The 19,538-nt window shown below is 62.6% G+C and carries 18 protein-coding genes; 14 read left to right on the forward strand and 4 right to left on the reverse strand.

Annotated elements, in window-relative coordinates:
- Genes M1D51_RS08125 through M1D51_RS08140 form a run of 4 tightly spaced genes read left to right on the forward strand, consistent with a single transcriptional unit; the run spans window position 1 to window position 4,529 of the window.
- On the forward strand, window positions 1-285 hold the full coding sequence (locus tag M1D51_RS08125) for a F0F1 ATP synthase subunit epsilon (RefSeq protein ID WP_172322236.1): 285 nt from the start codon (window positions 1-3) through the stop codon (window positions 283-285).
- A gap of 10 nt (window positions 286-295) precedes the next feature.
- Entirely contained in the window at window positions 296-727 is a 432-nt protein-coding gene (locus M1D51_RS08130; protein WP_089595530.1) for a DUF2550 domain-containing protein, read from the forward strand.
- Between the two features lie 5 nt (window positions 728-732).
- A complete protein-coding gene (locus tag M1D51_RS08135) occupies window positions 733-2,031 on the forward strand; it encodes an alpha/beta hydrolase (RefSeq protein WP_458109160.1) in 1,299 nt (432 codons plus the stop codon).
- Window positions 2,013-4,529 (forward strand): phosphatidylglycerol lysyltransferase domain-containing protein, encoded by a 2,517-nt coding sequence (locus M1D51_RS08140; protein ID WP_458109564.1) that lies wholly within the window; start codon window positions 2,013-2,015, stop codon window positions 4,527-4,529. The genes M1D51_RS08135 and M1D51_RS08140 overlap by 19 nt, the downstream gene beginning before the upstream one ends.
- A 164-nt stretch (window positions 4,530-4,693) precedes the next feature.
- Here the strand turns inward: M1D51_RS08140 and M1D51_RS08145 are convergent, their stop codons facing one another.
- The 3 genes from M1D51_RS08145 to nucS all read right to left on the reverse strand — a co-directional run bounded on the left by M1D51_RS08145 (window position 4,694) and on the right by nucS (window position 7,150).
- A complete protein-coding gene (locus M1D51_RS08145; protein WP_018776337.1) occupies window positions 4,694-4,897 on the reverse strand; it encodes a cold-shock protein in 204 nt (67 codons plus the stop codon).
- 258 nt (window positions 4,898-5,155) lie between these two features.
- Window positions 5,156-6,409: an N-acetylglucosamine-6-phosphate deacetylase gene (gene nagA, locus M1D51_RS08150; RefSeq protein ID WP_458109161.1), complete on the reverse strand. Its 1,254-nt coding sequence runs from the start codon at window positions 6,407-6,409 to the stop codon at window positions 5,156-5,158.
- A gap of 45 nt (window positions 6,410-6,454) precedes the next feature.
- A complete protein-coding gene (gene nucS / locus M1D51_RS08155) occupies window positions 6,455-7,150 on the reverse strand; it encodes an endonuclease NucS (RefSeq protein ID WP_172325349.1) in 696 nt (231 codons plus the stop codon).
- A gap of 57 nt (window positions 7,151-7,207) precedes the next feature.
- Between nucS and M1D51_RS08160 the strand changes: the two genes are divergently transcribed.
- Together M1D51_RS08160 and M1D51_RS08165 are read left to right on the forward strand one after the other, a co-directional pair.
- Entirely contained in the window at window positions 7,208-7,552 is a 345-nt protein-coding gene (locus tag M1D51_RS08160) for an ATP/GTP-binding protein (RefSeq protein WP_172325348.1), read from the forward strand.
- Window positions 7,553-7,570: 18 nt separating this feature from the next.
- The gene (locus tag M1D51_RS08165; RefSeq protein ID WP_458109162.1) at window positions 7,571-8,365 is read left to right on the forward strand and encodes an alpha/beta hydrolase; all 795 of its coding nucleotides are present in this window, start codon (window positions 7,571-7,573) and stop codon (window positions 8,363-8,365) included.
- Between the two features lie 102 nt (window positions 8,366-8,467).
- Here M1D51_RS08165 and M1D51_RS08170 read toward each other — a convergent pair whose 3' ends face one another.
- Entirely contained in the window at window positions 8,468-9,760 is a 1,293-nt protein-coding gene (locus M1D51_RS08170) for an AI-2E family transporter (RefSeq protein ID WP_172325346.1), read from the reverse strand.
- A 202-nt stretch (window positions 9,761-9,962) separates the two neighbouring features.
- On the opposite strand from M1D51_RS08170, the gene M1D51_RS08175 reads away from it, so the two are divergent.
- The 8 genes from M1D51_RS08175 to M1D51_RS08210 all read left to right on the forward strand — a co-directional run bounded on the left by M1D51_RS08175 (window position 9,963) and on the right by M1D51_RS08210 (window position 19,477).
- Window positions 9,963-11,720: a hypothetical protein gene (locus tag M1D51_RS08175; protein ID WP_458109163.1), complete on the forward strand. Its 1,758-nt coding sequence runs from the start codon at window positions 9,963-9,965 to the stop codon at window positions 11,718-11,720.
- 36 nt (window positions 11,721-11,756) lie between these two features.
- Window positions 11,757-12,761 carry a co-chaperone YbbN gene (locus M1D51_RS08180; protein ID WP_458109164.1) on the forward strand — a complete coding sequence of 335 codons (1,005 nt, stop codon included), beginning with the start codon at window positions 11,757-11,759 and terminating at the stop codon, window positions 12,759-12,761.
- Entirely contained in the window at window positions 12,761-13,861 is a 1,101-nt protein-coding gene (locus M1D51_RS08185; RefSeq protein WP_458109165.1) for an NADH:flavin oxidoreductase/NADH oxidase, read from the forward strand. Before M1D51_RS08180 ends, M1D51_RS08185 begins: the two co-directional genes overlap by 1 nt.
- Window positions 13,862-13,901: 40 nt before the next feature.
- On the forward strand, window positions 13,902-14,819 hold the full coding sequence (locus M1D51_RS08190; protein WP_458109166.1) for an ABC transporter ATP-binding protein: 918 nt from the start codon (window positions 13,902-13,904) through the stop codon (window positions 14,817-14,819).
- On the forward strand, window positions 14,801-16,372 hold the full coding sequence (locus tag M1D51_RS08195; RefSeq protein ID WP_458109167.1) for a transporter: 1,572 nt from the start codon (window positions 14,801-14,803) through the stop codon (window positions 16,370-16,372). The genes M1D51_RS08190 and M1D51_RS08195 overlap by 19 nt, the downstream gene beginning before the upstream one ends.
- A gap of 87 nt (window positions 16,373-16,459) precedes the next feature.
- Complete coding sequence (gene nagB / locus M1D51_RS08200) at window positions 16,460-17,242, forward strand: glucosamine-6-phosphate deaminase (protein ID WP_172324399.1); 783 nt, start codon at window positions 16,460-16,462, stop codon at window positions 17,240-17,242.
- An 8-nt stretch (window positions 17,243-17,250) separates the two neighbouring features.
- Window positions 17,251-17,589 carry a DUF3039 domain-containing protein gene (locus tag M1D51_RS08205; protein WP_089595519.1) on the forward strand — a complete coding sequence of 113 codons (339 nt, stop codon included), beginning with the start codon at window positions 17,251-17,253 and terminating at the stop codon, window positions 17,587-17,589.
- Window positions 17,590-17,701: 112 nt separating this feature from the next.
- Complete coding sequence (locus M1D51_RS08210) at window positions 17,702-19,477, forward strand: DEAD/DEAH box helicase (RefSeq protein WP_458109168.1); 1,776 nt, start codon at window positions 17,702-17,704, stop codon at window positions 19,475-19,477.
- Window positions 19,478-19,538: the final 61 nt, after the last annotated feature.

A 19,538-nucleotide genomic window follows, 5' to 3' on the forward strand; every position in this document is an offset into this window, starting at 1 on the left:
ATGGCTGAGCTCGAGGTTGAGATTGTCGCAGCGGACCACTTCGTGTGGTCCGGCGCGGCCAAGATGGTGAAGGCCCGCACCAGCGATGGTGAAATCGGAATCCTGCCGGGCCACTCGCCCCTTCTGGCCATCCTGGCCGAGGGCGAGCTGGCAATCCAGCCGGTTTCCGGTGACCGTATTTCGGTAGTGGTCGACGGCGGGTTCTTCTCCGTTGACAACGATCGCGTGGTCATTGTTGCTGACAACGCCAAATTGGGCGAAGCGGCTACAGCGGGGATCCGATAGCACGACCTTGATGGACGATTCCCTTATTCCGTTCATCGCCCTGGCAACAGCGTTTACGTTGCTGATCATTTCACTGTGCCTGTTCGGGGTGCGCCGCTTCAACTTGCGGCGTGCCCTGGGCACGGTAGACGCCTCCATTTGCACGGCTGGAAACAGCTGGCAGATGGGGGTTTGTCGTTATCAGGACAATGAGCTGGAGTGGTTCCGCTTGATGTCCTTGAGCGTGATCCCCAAGCACAGATTTACGCGCAGTTCGCTCGAACTGCTGGGCCGCCGCCAACCCACGGAAGATGAACTCGTCAGGGTGCAGCCCGGCGTCGTGGTTGTTGAATTGCAGTACGAAGGCAAGAAGTTCATGCTTGCCATGAACTTCGACGCCTACGCAGGTTTGTCGTCCTGGCTGGAGGCCGGTCCGGTCATCGGCGTCGGCACCTGGCGCTAGGCGTTATGGATTTTCTTTCCGATGTCAGCCTGGTTGCTGGTCCGTTCCTCTGGTTCAGCATCGCCTGCGGTGCTGCCGGTGGGGCGTACCTCCTCTGGCGACGACGACGTTCCTGGCCTTTGGTGGTTGTGGGCTCTCTGGCCGTTTCTGCCGGGATCGTGGCGTTGGTCCACTGGATCCTGGTGGACCTCATGGCCACTTTTTCAGAGAATCTGCCCTTTGAAACGCTTGCCTGGTCTATGCCTGCTGTCGCGGCTGTGCTTCTCTGCGCAGCCCGCTTTCCACGCAACTCCGGTAAAGGCCGATCCCTCAGCGTCCTGGCGATGCTGGGAGTGGTTCTTCTCAGCGCAGTCCAGGTGAATCTCTATTTTGGCTTGAACAACTCGGTTGCGGATCTACTGGGCACAGCAGTGGCACGTATCCAGCCGCTGGAAGCCAGCCTCCAAAGGAGCCCGGACAGTACACCTGGTTCGGAGCTCAAGGCATGGAGAGCGCCCGGTTCCATGCCGGGCAACGGGATTCTTCGGAAGGCCGAAATCCCCGGAACCGCGTCAGGATTCACTGCTCGCGAGGCATATATCTACCTGCCTCCTGCCTATCAAACCGAACCCCGGCCCGCCCTGCCGGTTCTGGTTCTTTTCTCCGGACAGCCCGGGGGCCCTGCCGACTGGCTGACGGGCGGGCAACTCCGCACGCAATTGGACCGTTTCGCCGAAGCCCACCATGGAGTAGCTCCGGTGACGGTGGTGGTGGATCCCAACGGGTCAAGCAGTGCCAACACCATGTGCATGGATAGTTCGATTGCCCCTGCGGACACCTATCTTTCCCAGGATGTTCCCGCCTGGATCGTGTCCACGCTGGATGTTACCCGTGATCAGCGTCAATGGGCCGTGGGCGGCTTCTCGTTCGGAGGCACGTGCGCGCTGCAGATGGGTACTACCCACCCGGAGCTGTTTCCCACGGTGCTGGCGTTCTCGGCTGAACGCGAGCCCGCCTTGGCTAAGGACAGGAACAAGACCATTCAGGACTCGTTCGACGGCGATGTAGCGGCGTTCGAATCAAGGACGCCTTTGGTCCTGATGCAGCAGCGCAGTTTCCCCGAAAGCGGCGTGTACCTGACCGCCGGGGAAACAGATCACGAATTCACCGATTACATGCACGAACTCGCAGCGGCAGCCAGGAATGCCGGCTTCACGACGCAGGAACACAGGATCGAGCATGCGGGGCATTCCTGGGATGCTGTTGTCCGGGGAATGCCGGGCGCCTTGGGTTTCCTGGCAGAGCGCTGGGGGCTGCCACAGTGAGCCTTGCGCTCAAGGGTGTCATCAGGCCTGCAAGGGCGCAGGTCCGCAGGCACATGAGGGGTACTCCTTTCACTCTGGTGATATTGGCGTTGTTCCTGGTGTTGTCCTTGGTCTCAGGCAGCTTCCTGTCCGGTCCACCGGAGCCGTGGCTAAATTTCGCCGGAGTTTCGTTGGAGGGACTGCGCTCAGGTGAATGGTGGTCCATCTGGACATCGTTGTTCTTCACCACCAATCCGTTGGCTTATGCCACCACCATCGTGATGTTCCTGTTTCTCCTGGGCCCCGCTGAGCGGCATCTGGGTTCTCTCAAGACAGCTGCTGTGTTCCTGGGTAGCCAATTCGCCTGTGTGTCCGTCTTCTTCATGGTCACCCAAGTGGCGCAGTACTCCGATGACGGATGGCTGTCCCGGATGGGTGGTACAAGGCTTATTGGTCCGTACGGACCGGTTTTGGCAACGGCGCTGGCGGCCAGTGCGCTGCTTCCCACGCTGTGGCAGCGACGACTCCGAACGGTAGCACTTTCTGCTTCGTTGCTCCTGGTGCTTTACGTTGGGCATGCCGAGACCGTGGTGGGTTTCCTGGGTGCGCTGATCGGCTTGGCGGCCGGGTGGTGGATGCAAAGCAGCCAGGGGCATCTCCATCTACACCGGTCCACGAGCAGGGAGGTGCGGAACCTCCTGGCCCTGACGATGGCAATTTTCGCTGTGGGACCCATTGTGACAGCCGCGGCCAAGAGTCCTTCCGGGCCCTTGGCTTTGCTGCGCGATGTCATCCTTAACCCTTTGCCCACGCTGAGCCAGTTGGAAAGCACCTGCGGGGGAACCATTGATGTTGCCTGCCTGGAGGTGGGCCGACAAGCCTATACAGGGCCATTCGGCTTGGCTTTGGCTGTGGTGCCTGTAGCTCTACTCCTGATTTGTGCCGACGGCATGAGGCGTGGACGCAGGCTGGCACTGGGCATCGCGATCGGCGTTCAACTGGTGGTTGTGGCGTTGTCGGGGATCTATCTTGGCCTCTTTGCTGGAATGCCCACATTCCAGGGACGTCCGCATGTGCCCATGTTGAACTCGGCCGTGGCGCATCTCATACCACTGGTCCTGGTCCCGCTGGTACTGGCTGTACTCCTCTTTGTTTACCGGGGGCACTTCCGGGTGGTGACTTCGGACCGCTTGCGGCGAAGGATCTTTTGGCTGGTAGGCCTGACAGGGGCGGGACTCGGTCTTGCGTACACACTGGTGTGGTTGGCCTCCGGTGGAATGGACCGCGACGGCGGCTTGCTGGGTTTGGCTGCTGAACTGGCCAGGCAGTATCTCCCGGTGCCGCTTCCGGGTGTTTACCGTAAGGTCTTCGCCGAACGGGACTTTTTGGAGGTGTTCCTTTTCTCCTACTCCGGCACGGTCTTCTGGCTGGTGGCCTTGGTGGGCGTCTGGGTACTGCTGATCCGTGGACACCATTCCGGAGGGCTCGATCACCAATCCCGCGAGAAAGCACGCACCCTGGTCAAGTCCGGGGGTGATTCACTGTCCTGGATGGCTCTGTGGGAACCGAACAAGTACTGGTTCAGCGCGGACGGCAACGGGGGAGTGGCGTACCAGCAACATGGCCACGTGGCCTTGACCCTTGGTGGCCCCATAGGGTCCGCCTCCCACCATCTTGCGACGGCCGGGGGTTTCCTCGACTACTGTGCGCAGCAGGCGTTGATACCTTGTTTCTACTCCTGTACGGATGAGTTATGGCCCATGCTCCGTGCAAGGGGTTTCCGCAGGGTGGCTGTTGCCCAGGAAACGCGCCTCCGTATCAGGGACCTGGAGTTCAGGGGCAAGGAGTGGCAGAACGTCAGGACATCGCTGAACCGTGCCGGGAAACTCGGCATAACAGCCAACTGGGGCCGCTATTCCGAACTCGCACACGGTGTTCGCTCCCAGATCACGGAAGTCTCGGAGGAGTGGGCAGCGCAGAAAAAGATTCCTGAAATGGGCTTCACGTTGGGCGGCCTTGACGAACTGAAGGACGACGACGTCCTGTGCTGCGTCGCGGTGGACCAGGCGGGCTTTGTCTATGGGGTCACCAGTTGGTTGCCCGTTTACGAGGAAGGCCGCGTTGTGAGTTGGACACTGGACTTCATGAGGCGGCGGGGCGATGCCTTCCCGGGTGTCATGGAGTTTCTGATTGCCTCAGCTGTCCTGCACCTCCGCAGCTCTGTTGAGGTCATCTCCCTGTCCGGTTCACCCCTGGCCCGGGATAAGGGTGAAATCGAGCAGCGGGCAGAGGGCTTGGCGGGAATTCTGGATGCTGTAGGGCAAGCGCTGGAACCTGTTTATGGATTCAGGTCGCTGGCTTCCTTTAAGTCGCGTTTCCAACCCGAATACCGAACCTTGTACATGTATTACCAAGACCCGCTGCACCTTCCTGCAATGGGCCGGGCACTCACCCGGGCCTATCTTCCGGGATTGTCCGTGCGGCATTCCGCGCGACTGCTCAGAACTCTGGTTCGCTGAATAGCGACGTCCATTCAGGACCAGGATTTGGGCTTTCTTCTTGGTTAGTAACAGGGGTTGTCGAAATATCGGGGATTACCTGCCTTAAACACGGCGACCCCGGCATGAAAGCCGGGGCCAACGTGTTTGTTGAATCTGCAACAAGCAGAATTCGACGGGTAAGGCTAGACGACGGTAACGCCGGTTGCCTGGGGGCCCTTGGCGCCCTGACCGATCTCGAACTGAACGCGCTGGTTCTCATCGAGGGTCTTGAAGCCGCCGGTCTGGATCTCGGAGTAGTGAACAAAAACGTCCCCATCCGAGTCATCCGGGGTGATGAAGCCGAAGCCCTTTTCAGCGTTGAACCACTTGACGGTTCCCAGTGCCATGTATTTCTCCTCATTGTGGAACATCAGTCCGATACACCTCGTACCGGCTTTGTTACTCCGCGAGAAGACCTTGGATTCCGTCCGGGCGGGCCCGGTTGGTTTCGCAGGAGCTTCACGCTCGCAACTCGTCTTGCGAGCATGAAAACCACCTACACAAAGACTGCTACAACACTTTCATGTGGCCTGCCGGAGGTCAACGGTCTTTTGGGCAATTCGGGAAAATTTTCGGTAAAAAGAAGGTAACGCGGGTGCTTTCAATTAGCTTTCTGACAGCCACAAGCCGTTGCGCATCACGCCCGTCAGTTCAAGGTCTGCGTTGGTAACAACGATGTCTGCGCGAAGGCCGCGGCGGAGGCCGCCTATTTCATCCGAAAGGCCCAGGACAGCGGCAGGCACAGCAGTAGCCGAACAAACGGCATCAGGAAGTGCGACGCCGGCGCCTACCGTTTTGCGGACAACCTCCAGGAGGGTGGCGGTGCCTCCGGCAATGGATCCGGTCGCATCCAACGTGGCTACTCCGTCGCTGACCGTGACGGGGGAGGGGCCCAGCATGTAGCTGCCATCGGAAAGGCCGGCAGCGGCCATGGAATCAGTCACCAGGACAATGTTGGTGGCTCCCACCAATTGGAAGACCGTGGCGACAGTGCTCGGTGCCAGGTGCGTGCCGTCGGCGATCAGTTCCACCACGGCCTTTCCTTCCTGTGCCATCCGAAGGCACGCTGCAACGGGGCCCGGTGCGCGGTGGTGCATGGGAGGCATCCCGTTGAAGAGGTGCGTCACGGTGGGAAGTGAGCTGACGCCGTCGAACCCTGCTGATTCCAGTCCCTCGCGGGCCGCGGCAAGCGACGCCGCCGCCGTGGCGTCGTCGCAATCCGTGTGTCCAAGGGAGGGCGTGACTCCGTGTGAGGTCATCAGGTCCACCAAAGCAGCGGCGCCCGGGAGCTCAGGAGCGTATGTCATGGTGGCCAGCTTGCCGGCGGCTGCCCCGACCAGTTCTTCCATGAGGTCCAGGTCCGGTTCCAGCAAGTAGTCGGGATTTTGGGCGCCGCAGCGGGCGTGTGAGAGGAACGGGCCTTCGAGGTGGATACCGGCTACGAGGCCCTCATCGGCCAGTTTGACATAGAGCTGGATGCCGCGGAGCAGGTCTTCGGGGGGCGCGGTTACCATGCTGGCAAGGAACGTCGTGGTGCCGGAGCGGTGCAGGAAATCGACGGCTTTGCGGGCGGAAGCCTCTTCTCCGCCAGGGAAATCCCCGCCGTTTCCGCCGTGGCAGTGAACGTCCACCAAGCCTGGAATCAGGTAGCTGCCGCTGGGTACCCCCAGCCGGATGGCACTCTGAAACCCTTCATAAGCTGCCGGATCAAAGCCGTCCGCCGGTCCGGCGTAGGCGATCCTGTCCCCTTCGATGGCAACAAGGCCGTCCTCCACCACCTCGCCGTCGCTGACTATGGAGCCTTTGATGATCTGGTGGCTTGGCGCGGAAGATGTGGGCAAACGATCTGCGGCAGTCATGATCTCGATTCTAGTGGCCTGCGGCACATGCGCCCCGGGAAGATGCTAGAAGAGCCGGGACTCGCTGTCATCCACGCCGCGCATGGCGTCATAATCGAGCGTCACGCAGGCGATCCCGCGATCGTTGGCCAGGACCTTGGCCTGGGGTTTGATCTGTTGCGCGGCGAAGATCCCGCGAACAGGTGCCAGCAGGGGATCGCGGTTGAGCAGCTCGAGGTACCTCGTAAGCTGTTCGACGCCGTCAATGTCACCGCGCCGCTTCAGCTCAACAGCCACTGTTGCGCCGTTGGCGTCCCTGGCCAGAATATCCACTGGACCGATGGCCGTGAAGTATTCGCGCCGGATGAGGGAGTAGCCCGTTCCCAAAGTCTCGATCTGCTCCGCCAAGAGACGCTGGAGATCGGCTTCCACGCCGTCCTTGATCAGTCCGGGGTCAGTGCCGAGCTCGTGTGAGGTGTCGTGCAGTTGCTCGTAGATGTTGATGATCAGGCGGTCATCGGTCTTGGCCGATTGAACGGTCCACTGTTCCACTACGCCTTCTTCCACCTCCGTCTCCTCCGGAGTAGTTACCCGGAGTGTGGCTGGAGGGCTCATCCAGTTCAGCGGCTTGTAGGAGCCGCCGTCCGAATGCACCAGCACCGAGCCATCGGCCTTGACCAGCAGCAGCCGGGTGGCGAGGGGAAGATGGGCCTTGAGGCGGCCAACGTAATCAACAGAACAACGGGCTATGACGAGTCGCACCCGCCCCACATTACCGTCTCACCATCTACAACACGGTGGCTGGGGCAGAATGGAAGCATGCCCCGCTCCAACCGACCTCGTCGCAACGCGTCCAGCGCACGCTCCGGCAACGCCGGGGGCAAGTGGGCCGAGCCAACGCCCGAGCTCGACCTTGAAAGGGCGAGGGGCGGCATTGCCCGGCGTGAGAGCGCCCCGGATGGCGACTGGATGGTCAGGACCATGACGGCTAAAAAAGCGGAGAAGCAATACATTTGCCCGGGCTGTTCTACAGCAATCGTCCCGGGCATCGCGCATTTGGTGGTGTGGTCTGACAGCCACCTCTTTGGGCAGGCCGCAGGGCTGGCCGAACGCAGGCACTGGCACACCAACTGCTGGACCGGCAGGACGTACCGCTACCGCTGATTCGCTAGGCTGGGAACCATGACTTTCGACCCCGCCTCGTTCGTGTTTACCCCGCAGGCTGCCCCCTCGGAGATCCGCGCATCCACGGTCCTTCCCGCCCGCCGCGAGAATGTGGAGTTCACCACTGAGGACGGCAAGGTGTTGCTGGGCGAGTTGGCGCTGCCGGAATCGGGAGAGGTTACCGCGACGCTGATCACCCTCCATCCGCTGCCGACGCACGGCGGATTCATGGATTCCCACGTCTACCGGAAGGCCTCCTACCGGCTCCCGGCGCTGGCAGGAGTGGCAGTGCTCAGGTTCAACACCCGCGGCACCCAGTCCCCTCGCGGGACCAGCGATGGTGAGTTCGAGGAAGGCATCGGGGAGCGTTACGACGTCGAGGCGGCAGTGCGGTTTGCCGTGGAGCGGGGGTTGCCGAACCGCTGGCTCGTCGGGTGGTCTTTCGGGACCGAACTTGCCTTGATGTACGGAGCTGTGGAGCCGGTAGCTTCGGAGATCGAAGGCGCCGTATTGCTCTCACCGCCCTTGCACCGGGCAACGGATGTCCACCTCAAGGAGTGGGCCGAGTCCGGAAAACCGCTCACGGTGCTGGTTCCGGAACACGACGATTACCTGCAGCCGGTCGAAGCAGCCCGGCGGTTCAGCCTGGTACCGCAGGCCCGGTTGGTCGGCGTCGACGGCGCCAAGCACCTCTGGGTGGGGGAGAAGTACGCCACCCGCGTTCTGAATGAAATCGTCGACGACGTCACTCCCGCCGGTGCCGGCGTTGACGGCCTGCCCCGTGAGTGGGCGGGGTCAGTAGCAAACGCCTAGTTCGGTAGCAAACGCCCAGGCCAGGGATAGTGTCAAAGGTAATGCCCCTTAACCTCGAGGTTAAGGGGCATTACCTTTGCTGGAACCAGGCAGGGGACGCTGTCAGTGCCGGTCCTGGCGGATGATGAAGACTTCCTTGATCAGCAGCATGATGGCCGCTGCCGTAGGAATGGCGATCAGGGCGCCCAGGACACCGAGCAGGCTGCCGCCGGCGATCACCGAAATCACGGCTACGGCTCCCGGGACGGCCACAGCGCGCTGCATGATGCGCGGGGAGATGAAGTATGCCTCGAACTGGAGGTAGGCGAAGTAGGCGATCGCGTAGACCACTGCGGTCTGCCACCCCGCGGTGAGCGAGACCAGGATGACCACCACTGCGGCAATCATGCCGCCCACCAGCGGAATGAACGCCAGCAGGGCCACTACGAAGGCAAGCAGGACACTGAACGGGATGCCCAGGATGGTCATCACAATGAAAGCGAAGATCGCATTCAGGAGGGCAACGCAGGCCTGGCCGATCACGTAGTTGCCCACGGAATCGGTGATGGCCTCGGACAAGGCTTCAACCCTTGGGCGGCGTGACCGCGGAGCGAGTCGGTACGCCCATTTCTTCATGGACGGAAGCGCCGCCAGGAAGTAAAGGCTGAGGACCAGCACAATCAGGGAGCCGAACAGGCCGTTGGCAACCGTGGAGCCGAAACCCACTACGCCACCGAAGATGCCCCCCATGGCCTCGGGATCCTTGACGAACTTATCCAGTTCCGTAGTAATGCGGTCGCGGACACCGAATTGGCTGTCGGCGTTGCGGAAAAAGTCCGAGTCAAGGAAGCCGCGGATCCATTCCGGAGCCTGGCGCACGATTTCCGATACCTGTTCGACGATGGTGGGAATCAGGGTGGCGAAGAACCCGGCCACCGCCAGGACGAGGGCGGAAACGGAGATCAGGATGCCCGCCGGCCGCGGTACCCGCCTGGATTCGAGCCAGCGGACCACCGGGTCAAGTCCCAGGGCAATGAAGAGGGCGGCAACGATCCATAGGATGAGTTGGGTGGTGTTGCTGGCAATGTAGAACACTGCCAGAGCAATACCGACCCCTGCTGTCCCCATGAACCCGACATATAGCGGGTGTTGGGATGACATCCGCGGACCCGGGGCTCCGAAGCCGTGATCGTCTTCCGGGCGGAAGCCTCCACGGCCGTCCTCGGTGTCGTCTTCCGGGGGCATTTCGAAACGGACGCGAGTGCGGGCTCCGGGAATGGGCTGCCTTAACCGGCGGCCCAAGGCGGCGAGGCGTCCGGTGCGGACCGGAACCGTTGCGGCGGTTCCGTCGGAGGGAGCGTCCACCGCACTTGACCCGGGCTCATCGGAGGAACGGGGCTCCAAGTGGTCTTTCACGCGGTTTTGCTGCCTTTTCACTAGTGGTAAGGGGCTGATTCAGGCGCTCAGAGGCCCGGATATCATGATCATCGCCACACTATCAGGAGCGCGGAATCGCGCTGCAGCGGCACGGTGGCGGGCTTTTCGGGATGTCGGCCGGATCACCCCGATCTGACTCTCTGATAACAAAACGGTTACCCTTGAAGTTCAACGACCGCTGATGATAGGTGATCCTGTGCGTTTGAAGACTGCAGCCTTGCTGGTGCTGCTGGGCCTGCTGACGATGCTGGCCGGCATTGGCCAGCTGACTTTCTGGGCCCCCTCCGAGACCGTTACCGCCTCGGTTCCCAGCGATACCAAAGCTGCCCCGCTGACGGTGATCGACCAAAAGTTGATTGCCCTGCATGACGGGCCAGTGAAGATCAAGATCCAAGGTGAAGGCAACTTCATGGTCGCCACCGGGCGCCCGGACGACGTCGAAGCCTGGGTGGGTGAGACCGCCCACACTACGCTGACGGGCGTGTCGGCTGACCAGAAGTCACTTGAAGCATCCTCAGTGGATGGCGAAGCGACAGCACCTTCCCCTGCGGGATCGGATCTGTGGGTCAGCACCGAAGACGCCAGCGGCGAGCTGGACTACACCTGGAATCCTCCTGCTGATGGTGAGTGGTCCCTGCTGGTAGCTGCAGACGGAACCCAGCCTGCGCCGTCGTCGATTTCCATGACCTTCCCGAACAACGCCACCACCCCTTGGGCCGTGCCGCTGATTGTTCTGGGTATCATCATCATCCTGGTGGGGGCAGCCCTGCCGTTCATTGCCAAGGCCCTGTCCAACCGCCGCAAGGATGAGAAGGACGACGAGCCCGGTGATGGCGGAGAGACCACTACGCTGCCGGTCCAGTCAACGTCCGGTGACGCTGGTCGTAGTCGTGGTTCGGAAACCGAGGGTCCAGCGCTCCGGGTTACCGCCCTTGCTGCTGCCTTGGCAGCGGTGATGGTAGGCGGCACGGCTGTCGCCGCCCACGCAACCACGACGCCGGAGGCAACCCCCACCTCCTCTGCCGCGGCACCTGCCGAAGGCGACGGCGGCACTCCAGTCCTCCTGGAATCCCAGCTGCAACGGATCCTCGAACAGGTTGCCAGCACGGTTGATGCCGCTGACGCTGCCAAGGACGCCGCCAAGCTGGCTCCGCGCGTAGACAAGATGGAACTGCAGATCCGCACGCAGAACTACAAGATCCGCACCGCTGTATCGGCATACGAAGCACGTATGCCCGTCCGCGCCACGAAGCTCCAGAGCAGCGTCATCAGCACCAAACGTGAGTGGCCCCGTACGGTCTTTGCCCTGACCCAGGGCGAAGGCAACGTTGTGCCGCAGGTCCTGACACTGGTCCAGCTCTCGCCGCGCGAAAACTACAAGCTGTGGGGCAGCGCTCCGTTGCAGCCGGGCACCAACTTCCCGTCGTTCCCTGTTCCCCGCGAAGGAACTGAACCAGTACCTGCCGGCGACAACACCGGCTTGGCGTACAGTGGCAACGAGGCCTTGGGCATCCTGGCCGAAATGCTGACCACGCCCGACTCCCCGAACCGCAGCAAGCTTGCTGACGGCCAGGCCTCCCCGTACATCGCCGGTGCCTTGGCTTACCAGGCAGACACCGTGAAGAACGGGACCAGCGCCAACTTCAAGTTCACCCACACGCCTGTGACCAACCAGACCGTGGTGCTGCGCACCGCTGACGGCGGCGCCCTGGTGGTGGGCCGGCTTGACTTCGCCTTCGAGGGCACGCCCAAGGCAGCAGGAGACAAGCTCCTGCTCGAGGACGACTCCGCCGTTTTTGCCGGGGGTAAGGAAACCACAACGGGCATGGTGCTGAACTTCGCCGAGTCCGTGGCGGTCTACATTCCGCCGGCAGGATCTGCCGATCCCATGAAGCTCGTGGCAGCTACCCGTGGCTTGGTGGGGGCCAGCTTCAAGTAGGCAATGACGCTGCAGGCAGCGGCTAGAGTGGATGGTATGAGTTCGCCCGGATACCGACCCACTCCAGCCGCTGCCAGCCAGCTCAACCTTCGCGGCGCCGTAGACCTTTCGTCTCTGCGCCGCCCGGCCGCACCCCCGGCGCCGCCCGCTCCAGCGGACAGTTCCGCACGCGACGCCGCCGCCCACGGTGATGACACCCATGAAGGCGCCGGCAGGGCGCCAGTTCGGGTGGACGCCACCGAAACCAACTTCCAGGATCTGGTGCAGTTGTCTGCACAGATTCCTGTCCTCTTCCTTCTCTGGTCCCGCTATGCACCGGAATCGCCGGCAGTCCTCGAAGCCACTGAGCGCGTCGTGGAAAGTTACGGCGGTCGGCTGGTTCTCGCCGCGGCCGACGTCGATGCCTTCCCGCAACTGGCCCAGGCCTTCCAAGTGCAGGCTGTCCCCACGGCAGTGGCCGTGGTGAAGGGCCAACCGGTTCCGCTTTTCCAGGGTCCCGCCGATGACGGGCAGATCCGCGACCTCGTGGAGGAGCTCCTCAAGGTAGCTGCTGCGAACGGCGTTACCGGAAGTATTGGTGACGCCGCCGGCCAAGGCGAAGACGCTGAGCCTGAGCCCCTCCCGCCCCTGCACCAGGCCGCCCTGGATGCGGTTGAGGCCGGTGACTACGCCGCAGCTGCTGCATCCTACAAGCAAGCGCTCCTTGAGCAGCCGGCCGACGCTGACGCCAAAGCCGGGCTGGCCCAGGTTGAGCTGATGGCCAGGCTGGAAAACCTTTCCGCCCCCGAGGCGGAAAGCCTCCGTGATCTCGCCGCCCGGGAGCCGGATAACCTTGACGCCCAGCTGGGCGTTGCTGACCTCGACGTTTCCGGGGGACACGTTGAGGACGCTTTCAGCCGCATCATCACGTTCATCGGCAGGAACTTCGGCCCCGAACGCGAGACTGCGCGCGTACGGCTTCTTGAACTCTTCGAGGTAGTCGGCACCACGGACCAGAGGGTTGCCAAGGCCCGTCAAGGACTTGCGAGGGTTCTTTTCTAGTGCCTTCCGCACTGTTCTCCCCACTGCAGCTGCGCGCACTGAACATCCCGCACCGGGGGTGGGTATCTCCCATGTGCCAGTACAGCTGCCATCCGGAGACCGGCGAGGGCGTCCCCAACGACTGGCATCTGATGCACTTGGGTTCCTTCGCCGCCGGTGGTGCCGCTTTGATCATGAGCGAGGCCGCAGCAGTCAACGCCGTGGGCAGAATCAGCCCGTTGGATGCAGGCCTGTACTCAGATGAGCAGGCTGCGGGGTGGGAACGCATTGTTGATTTTGTCCATCGGCATGGTGCCGTGGACTGCAGGATCGGGGCCCAGTTGGCCCACGCGGGGCGCAAGGCCTCCACGTATTGGCCGTTCGCCGATCAGTCGGGCTCTGTGCCATTGTCCGACGGCGGTTGGGTGACCGTGGGACCGGGGCCCCGGCCATTCGATGGCTACGCCGCTCCGGCGACGATGAGCGAGAACGAGATCCTGGATGTAGTGGACGACTTTGCTGCAGCGGCCTCCCGGGCCGTTGCCGCGGGTTTTGACACCGTGGAGATTCACGGCGCCCACGGATACTTGTTGCACCAGTTCCAAAGCCCCCTCATCAATACCCGGACTGATAGTTGGGGAGGGAACGAGGACGGGCGCAACAAACTCCTGCTCAGCGTGGTGGACGCTGTCCGCAACACCATCCCGGATTCCATGCCGTTGCTCTTGCGGATCTCCGCTACCGATTGGGCTGACGGGGGAGTGGATCCCGAGGCCTCAGTCCGGCTGGCCCGTGCCGCCGCAGCGCGTGGCGCAGACCTGGTGGATGTCTCCTCCGGCGGCGCCGTAGCGCACCAGGACATCAGGGCAGTCCCTGGCTACCAGGCCGGGTTCGCAGAACAGATCAGGCGCGACGCCGGTGTCCCCACCGGTGCGGTGGGGCTTCTCACCAGCCCTGCACAGGCCGAGGACATCGTTGCCAATGGCAGGGCCGATGCCGTCTTCATGGCCCGGGCGGCCCTGCGTGATCCGCATTGGTGGCTGCGGGCTGCGTACGAACTTGGCCATGACATCCCTTGGGTTCCGCAGTATCAACGGGCCGTCCCCCGCCACGGCTTCTAGAACCGGCTCCGGCCCTGTTATGCGAGGTTAGGCTGGTCACATGACGGAATCACGCCATGAACCCATGCCCACATCCGCGCCGCAGGCTGCTGCTGCGCCACCACCCGAGAATGCGGCCCAACCAGGACAAGCTGCGCACTCACTGAATCCTGCACAGGCACCGAATCCTGCACTGGCGCCCGACGGCCCGTCGGTGTCGGCGCCGCTGTCGGCCTTGTCCATCCGGGGCCTGGCCAAGCGCTTCGGAAACAAGATCGCCGTCGATGGCGTCAGCCTCGAAGTGCCCGCCGGATCCTTTTACGGGATGGTCGGTCCCAACGGCGCAGGCAAGACCACCACACTGTCCATGGCCACCGGGCTGCTCAGGCCGGACTTTGGCACGGCCTTGATCCATGGAGTAGACGTATGGGCCCGCCCGTTGGAGGCCAAGAAGCTCATGGGCGTCCTGCCTGACGGTGTGCGCCTTTTTGACAGGCTGACCGGCGAGCAACTGGTGACGTACTCCGGCCTGCTTCGCGGCATGGACCGCGACGTTGTCGGTGCACGTGTTCCCGAGTTGCTGGCCGCTTTGGACCTTGAAGCCGATGCTGGTTCCTTGGTGGTGGATTACTCCGCCGGCATGACCAAGAAGATCGCGCTGGCCTCGGCACTCATCCATGCACCCCGGCTCCTGGTCCTTGACGAGCCCTTTGAATCGGTGGACCCTGTCTCGGCCGCCAATATCAGGGGCATCCTGGAGGGGTACGTCGCCTCCGGAGGAACGGTCATTGTTTCCAGCCATGTGATGGACCTCGTCCAGCGCATGTGCAGCCACGTCGCCGTGGTTGCTGGTGGACGTATTCTGGCGGCAGGGTCGGTGGATGAGGTCCGCGATGGCTCTACGTTGGAGGATCGCTTCGTCCAGCTTGTGGGCGGCGGACACCGAACGGAGGGTCTGGAATGGTTGCGCACCTTCTAAGCCTCAAATGGCGCCTGCTCCTTAACGGATTCAAGCGCAGTCCGTGGCAGTTGGTGGGCATGGCCCTGGGGCTCCTTTATGCGTTGGGATTGCTGGTCCTCCTTGTTGGAGGCCTCATAGCACTGCGGTTGGCTGATCCGGAGATCGCCCACACCGTGGTGGTATTGGGTGGAGCGGCCACAGTCCTGGGGTGGGCCATCATCCCGCTCGTTGCCTCGGCTGCAGATATGACCTTGGATCCTGCGCGGTTCACTACGTTCGCGATACCGTCCAGGCAACTCCTGACCGGCCTTGCCCTGGCAGGTTTCATCGGTATTCCCGGGCTGGCCACACTGATCGCCGCCTTGGGAACAGTGGGAACCTGGTGGCGCGGTGTGCCGGCAGTTACCGGTGCCTTGGTGGGCGCCGTCCTGGGTGCCCTGACATGCATCGTGTTGTCCAAAGTGGTCACCACCGCGACGGCAGGCCTGGCCGCTTCCCGGCGCTTCAAGGATGTCAGCAGCATCATCGTCTTCATACCCTTGATCCTGCTGGGTCCCATCATGATGGGCATGGTGGAAGGGGTCCGTGGCAGCGCGGACTACCTTCCGGTGCTCGCCCGGACGGTGTCGTGGACGCCGCTGGGTGCTGCCTGGTCCCTTGGCGGTGACTTGGATTCGGGCAATGTGGTTGCGGCTGGACTGAAGTTCCTGATCGCCGCTGCAACCATTGCCGCGCTCCTGCTTTGCTGGCACGTGCTCCTGAAGCGTGCGCTGGTGACCCCCGCATACTCGGGAGGCACAGCGCGGAAGGGCGGCAAGCTTGGACTGTTCGGAAGGCTTCCCGGAACGCCGTCCGGGGCTGTGGCTGCAAGGGCACTGATCTACTGGTTGAAGGATCCCCGGTATGCAGCGTCCTTGGTCATTGTTCCTTTGTTTCCGGTGCTTTTCTTCTTCAGCGGTTCCCAGAGCGGCAGCTACGGCCTGCTCATGATTCTGGGCCCCCTGACCGCTTTCGTCATGGCTTGGTCCATTTGCGCCGATGTCTCCTACGACAACACCGCTTTTGCCCTCCACCTCGCAGCCGGGGTCCGGGGAGTGGATGACAGGCTGGGCCGTGCGCTGGCCTGCCTGGCAATATCTCTTCCCATAGTGTTGATCTTCACGGTGGGGCCTTTCTTCATAACGGGGGATTGGCAGTGGCTGCCCAACCTCCTGGGATTGTCATTGGGAACTCTTTTCACGGGCTTGGGGCTTTCTTCAGTCATTTCGGCCCGTTACAACGTTGCCGTCCCGTTGCCCGGAGACAGCCCGTTCAAGAAGCCGCCGGGAAACGTTGCCCAGACCCTGGTTGTCCAGGCGGTGGGGATGGGCGTCCTGGCCCTCCTGTTGGTTCCGGAGCTCGCGCTGGTGGCAGTCCAGGCTTTCACGGGCGGCCCGGAGGCCGGCTGGATCAACCTGGCAGCAGGGCCGGTGCTTGGCATCATCTTGTTCGTGGTGGGCATCCGTCTCGGTGGAAAATGGCTGGACGCACGGGGTCCGGAAATGTTCGCCCAGCTCAGTGTGAACCGCTAGCCACGTAACAACCATGCCCGCAGGTGGGACATGGGATAACGTCTCTGTCAGATAGCTCGAAGATCCTTACCAAGAAAGGCCGTGACGATGGAAGTTGTCATTCTCCCTGGCACCAAGCAGATCGGTGCGCTTGCAGCCGATGCCATTGAAGCATTGGTCCGCCGAAAGCCGAACGCCGTGCTGGGCTTGGCCACGGGGTCCTCGCCGCTTCCTGTCTATGACGAACTCGCCCGCCGCTACGACGCCGGAGGGCTGGACTTCAGCCAGGCACACGGTTTCGCGCTGGACGAGTACGTGGGCCTTGAGGCTGGACATCCCGAGTCCTACCGCGAGGTGATACGGCGCGAATTCACCAACCGCGTCAACATCAAGCCGGAGAATGTGCATGGCCCGGACGGTGCTGCCCAGGATCTGGAGGCGGCCTGCCAGGACTACGAGGACGCCATCAAGGCCGTAGGCGGCGTGGACCTTCAGATCCTGGGTGTCGGCACTGACGGACACATTGGTTTCAACGAGCCGGGGTCCTCCCTGGCCTCGCGGACCCGGATCAAGACGCTCATCGAGCAGACGCGCAAGGACAACGCCCGCTTCTTCGACAGCATCGATGACGTTCCCCATCATGTGGTGACGCAAGGGCTGGGTACCATCATGGATGCCCGGCATGTGGTGCTGGTGGCGACGGGGGCCCAGAAGGCGCAGGCAGTCCGCGATTTCGTGGAGGGTCCCGTGGCTGCGATTTGTGCTGCATCGATCCTCCAGATGCACCCCCACGCGACAATTTTGGTGGATGAGGCGGCCGCTTCGTCACTGAAATTGGCTGACTACTATCGGCACACGTACGACAACAAGCCGGAGTGGCAGGGCATCTAGACGGTAAGATGTTTGGCATGACTACGCTTCCTCCGGATCCATTCGAAAACGACCCCATGCGCGAGCTTTCCGGAGCCGGAACGTCCACTGCCACCATTGAGCGCGAGGAAACGCGCCAGGAAGTGGAACCCGGCGACCGCGAGCGGTTTTCCCACTATGTCCGCAAGGAAAAGATCATGGAGTCGGCTTTGACCGGCGAACCGGTCATTGCCTTGTGCGGCAAGGTCTGGACGCCCGGGCGCGATCCCCAGAAGTTCCCGGTCTGCCCGGAGTGCAAGGAGATCTACGAAGGCCTCCGCCCCGGCAACGACGGTGGAAAAAACGGCGGCCCGGGCAACTCCAAGTAGTGGGTGGGAAGAGAACACAGGTCCCATCTGATCGTTGCCGTTGTGTCCTCCAGCCAGGCTTGCCCGCCTGGCTGGAGGTAATGGACGCTGCCATCAGGCCGGGGGAGTCAGCATGACAGAAACACTTTTCGGTGGCCCATCCCTGCCTCCGGCGTACCCTGAACGGGCCGCCTGGGGAACTGCGCCCAAGCTCCGTGCCTGGCAGCAGGAGGCCTTGGACCTCTATATGACCCGTAACCCCAAGGACTTCCTCGCCGTGGCAACCCCCGGCGCCGGTAAAACCACCTTCGCGTTGCGCATTGCCACCACCCTGTTGGACAGCGGTGTGGTCAACAGGATTACGATCGTTGCTCCCACGGACCACCTGAAGCGGCAGTGGGCGGACGCAGCAGCCAAGGTGGGGATCGCCATCGACCCCAACTTCAAGAATTCCGATGGCCAGCACGGCCGGGGTTTTGTTGGCGTTGCCGTGACGTACGCGCAGGTGGCCAGCAAGCCCATGCTGCACCGTGCCAAGACTGAAGCGGCACGCACCTTGGTGATTCTGGACGAAATCCACCACGGTGGTGAAGCCCTGTCCTGGGGTGATGGATTGCGTGAGGCCTTCGATCCGGCCGCGAGGCGCCTGTCCCTGACGGGTACTCCGTTCCGTTCGGATACCTCGCCTATTCCCTTCGTTGAGTACGCTGAGGACCGGGACGGCATCCGCCGTTCCAAGGCTGATTACACCTACGGCTACGGCAACGCGCTGCGGGATCATGTGGTCCGCCCTGTACTTTTCATGGCTTATTCGGGCCAAATGCGGTGGCGCACCAGCGCGGGCGATGAAATGGCGGCCTCGCTGGGTGAAGCTGCCGTCACCAAGGACATCACTTCCCAAGCGTGGCGCACGGCGTTGAACCCCACCGGTGAATGGATCCCTGCCGTCCTCGCCGCGGCAGACAAGCGCCTCAGTGAGGTCAGGCGGACAGTGCCGGACGCCGGTGGCCTGGTCATTGCAACGGACCACGACGACGCCCGTGCCTACGCGGGTCAGCTCAAGAAGATCACGGGGCAGTCGCCCACCGTGATCCTCTCTGACGATTCCAAGGCGTCAAGCAAGATCGAAGAATTCTCCGCGGGTGATCAGCGGTGGATGGTTGCCGTCCGCATGGTCTCCGAAGGGGTGGACGTTCCGCGCCTGTCCGTCGGCGTCTATGCCACCTCCACTTCTACTCCGCTGTTCTTCGCCCAGGCTGTTGGACGTTTTGTGCGTGCCCGCAAGAGAGGTGAGACGGCTTCGGTCTTCCTCCCGTCGGTACCGCCGTTGATGATCCTCGCCAACACCATGGAGGCCGAGCGGGACCACGCTTTGGACCGCCCGGAGAAGGACGAGGACGGTCTCTTCAGCCCTGAAGAAAACCTGATGGCTGAGGCCAACCGCGAGGACAAGGCGTCGGACGAGCTCACCAAGGGCAAATTCGAAGCTTTGGACTCCCAGGCGTCGTTTGACCGGGTCCTCTTTGATGGCGGCGAGTTCGGCACGGGAGCGGACATCGGTTCCGATGATGAGCTGGACTTCCTCGGCATTCCAGGGCTCCTCGACGCCGAGCAAGTGGGAACGCTGCTGCGTCAACGCCAGCATGATCAGCAGTCGCGCAAGAAGCGCCAATCCCCGCTGGCGGCTGCGGCTTCGCCTGCTGTGCCCGACCACCGGATGCTGATGGATCTCCGGAACGAACTGGCCAAGAACGTTGCCGCCTGGGCTGCCCGAACCGGCACCCCGCACGGAGTGGTGCACACCAAGCTTCGTGAAGTGTGCGGCGGTCCGGCGGTGGCGCAGGCCAACGAGGAGCAATTGCAGGCCCGTCTTCGCAAGCTTCAGGACTGGTTCATCGGCAGGAAGTGACGGGCCATTCCTTCATCAGGTACGCCGGAGGGCGCCGCGGTTGCGGCGCCCTCCGGCGTTT

This window comes from Arthrobacter sp. R3-55, from assembly GCF_054161505.1.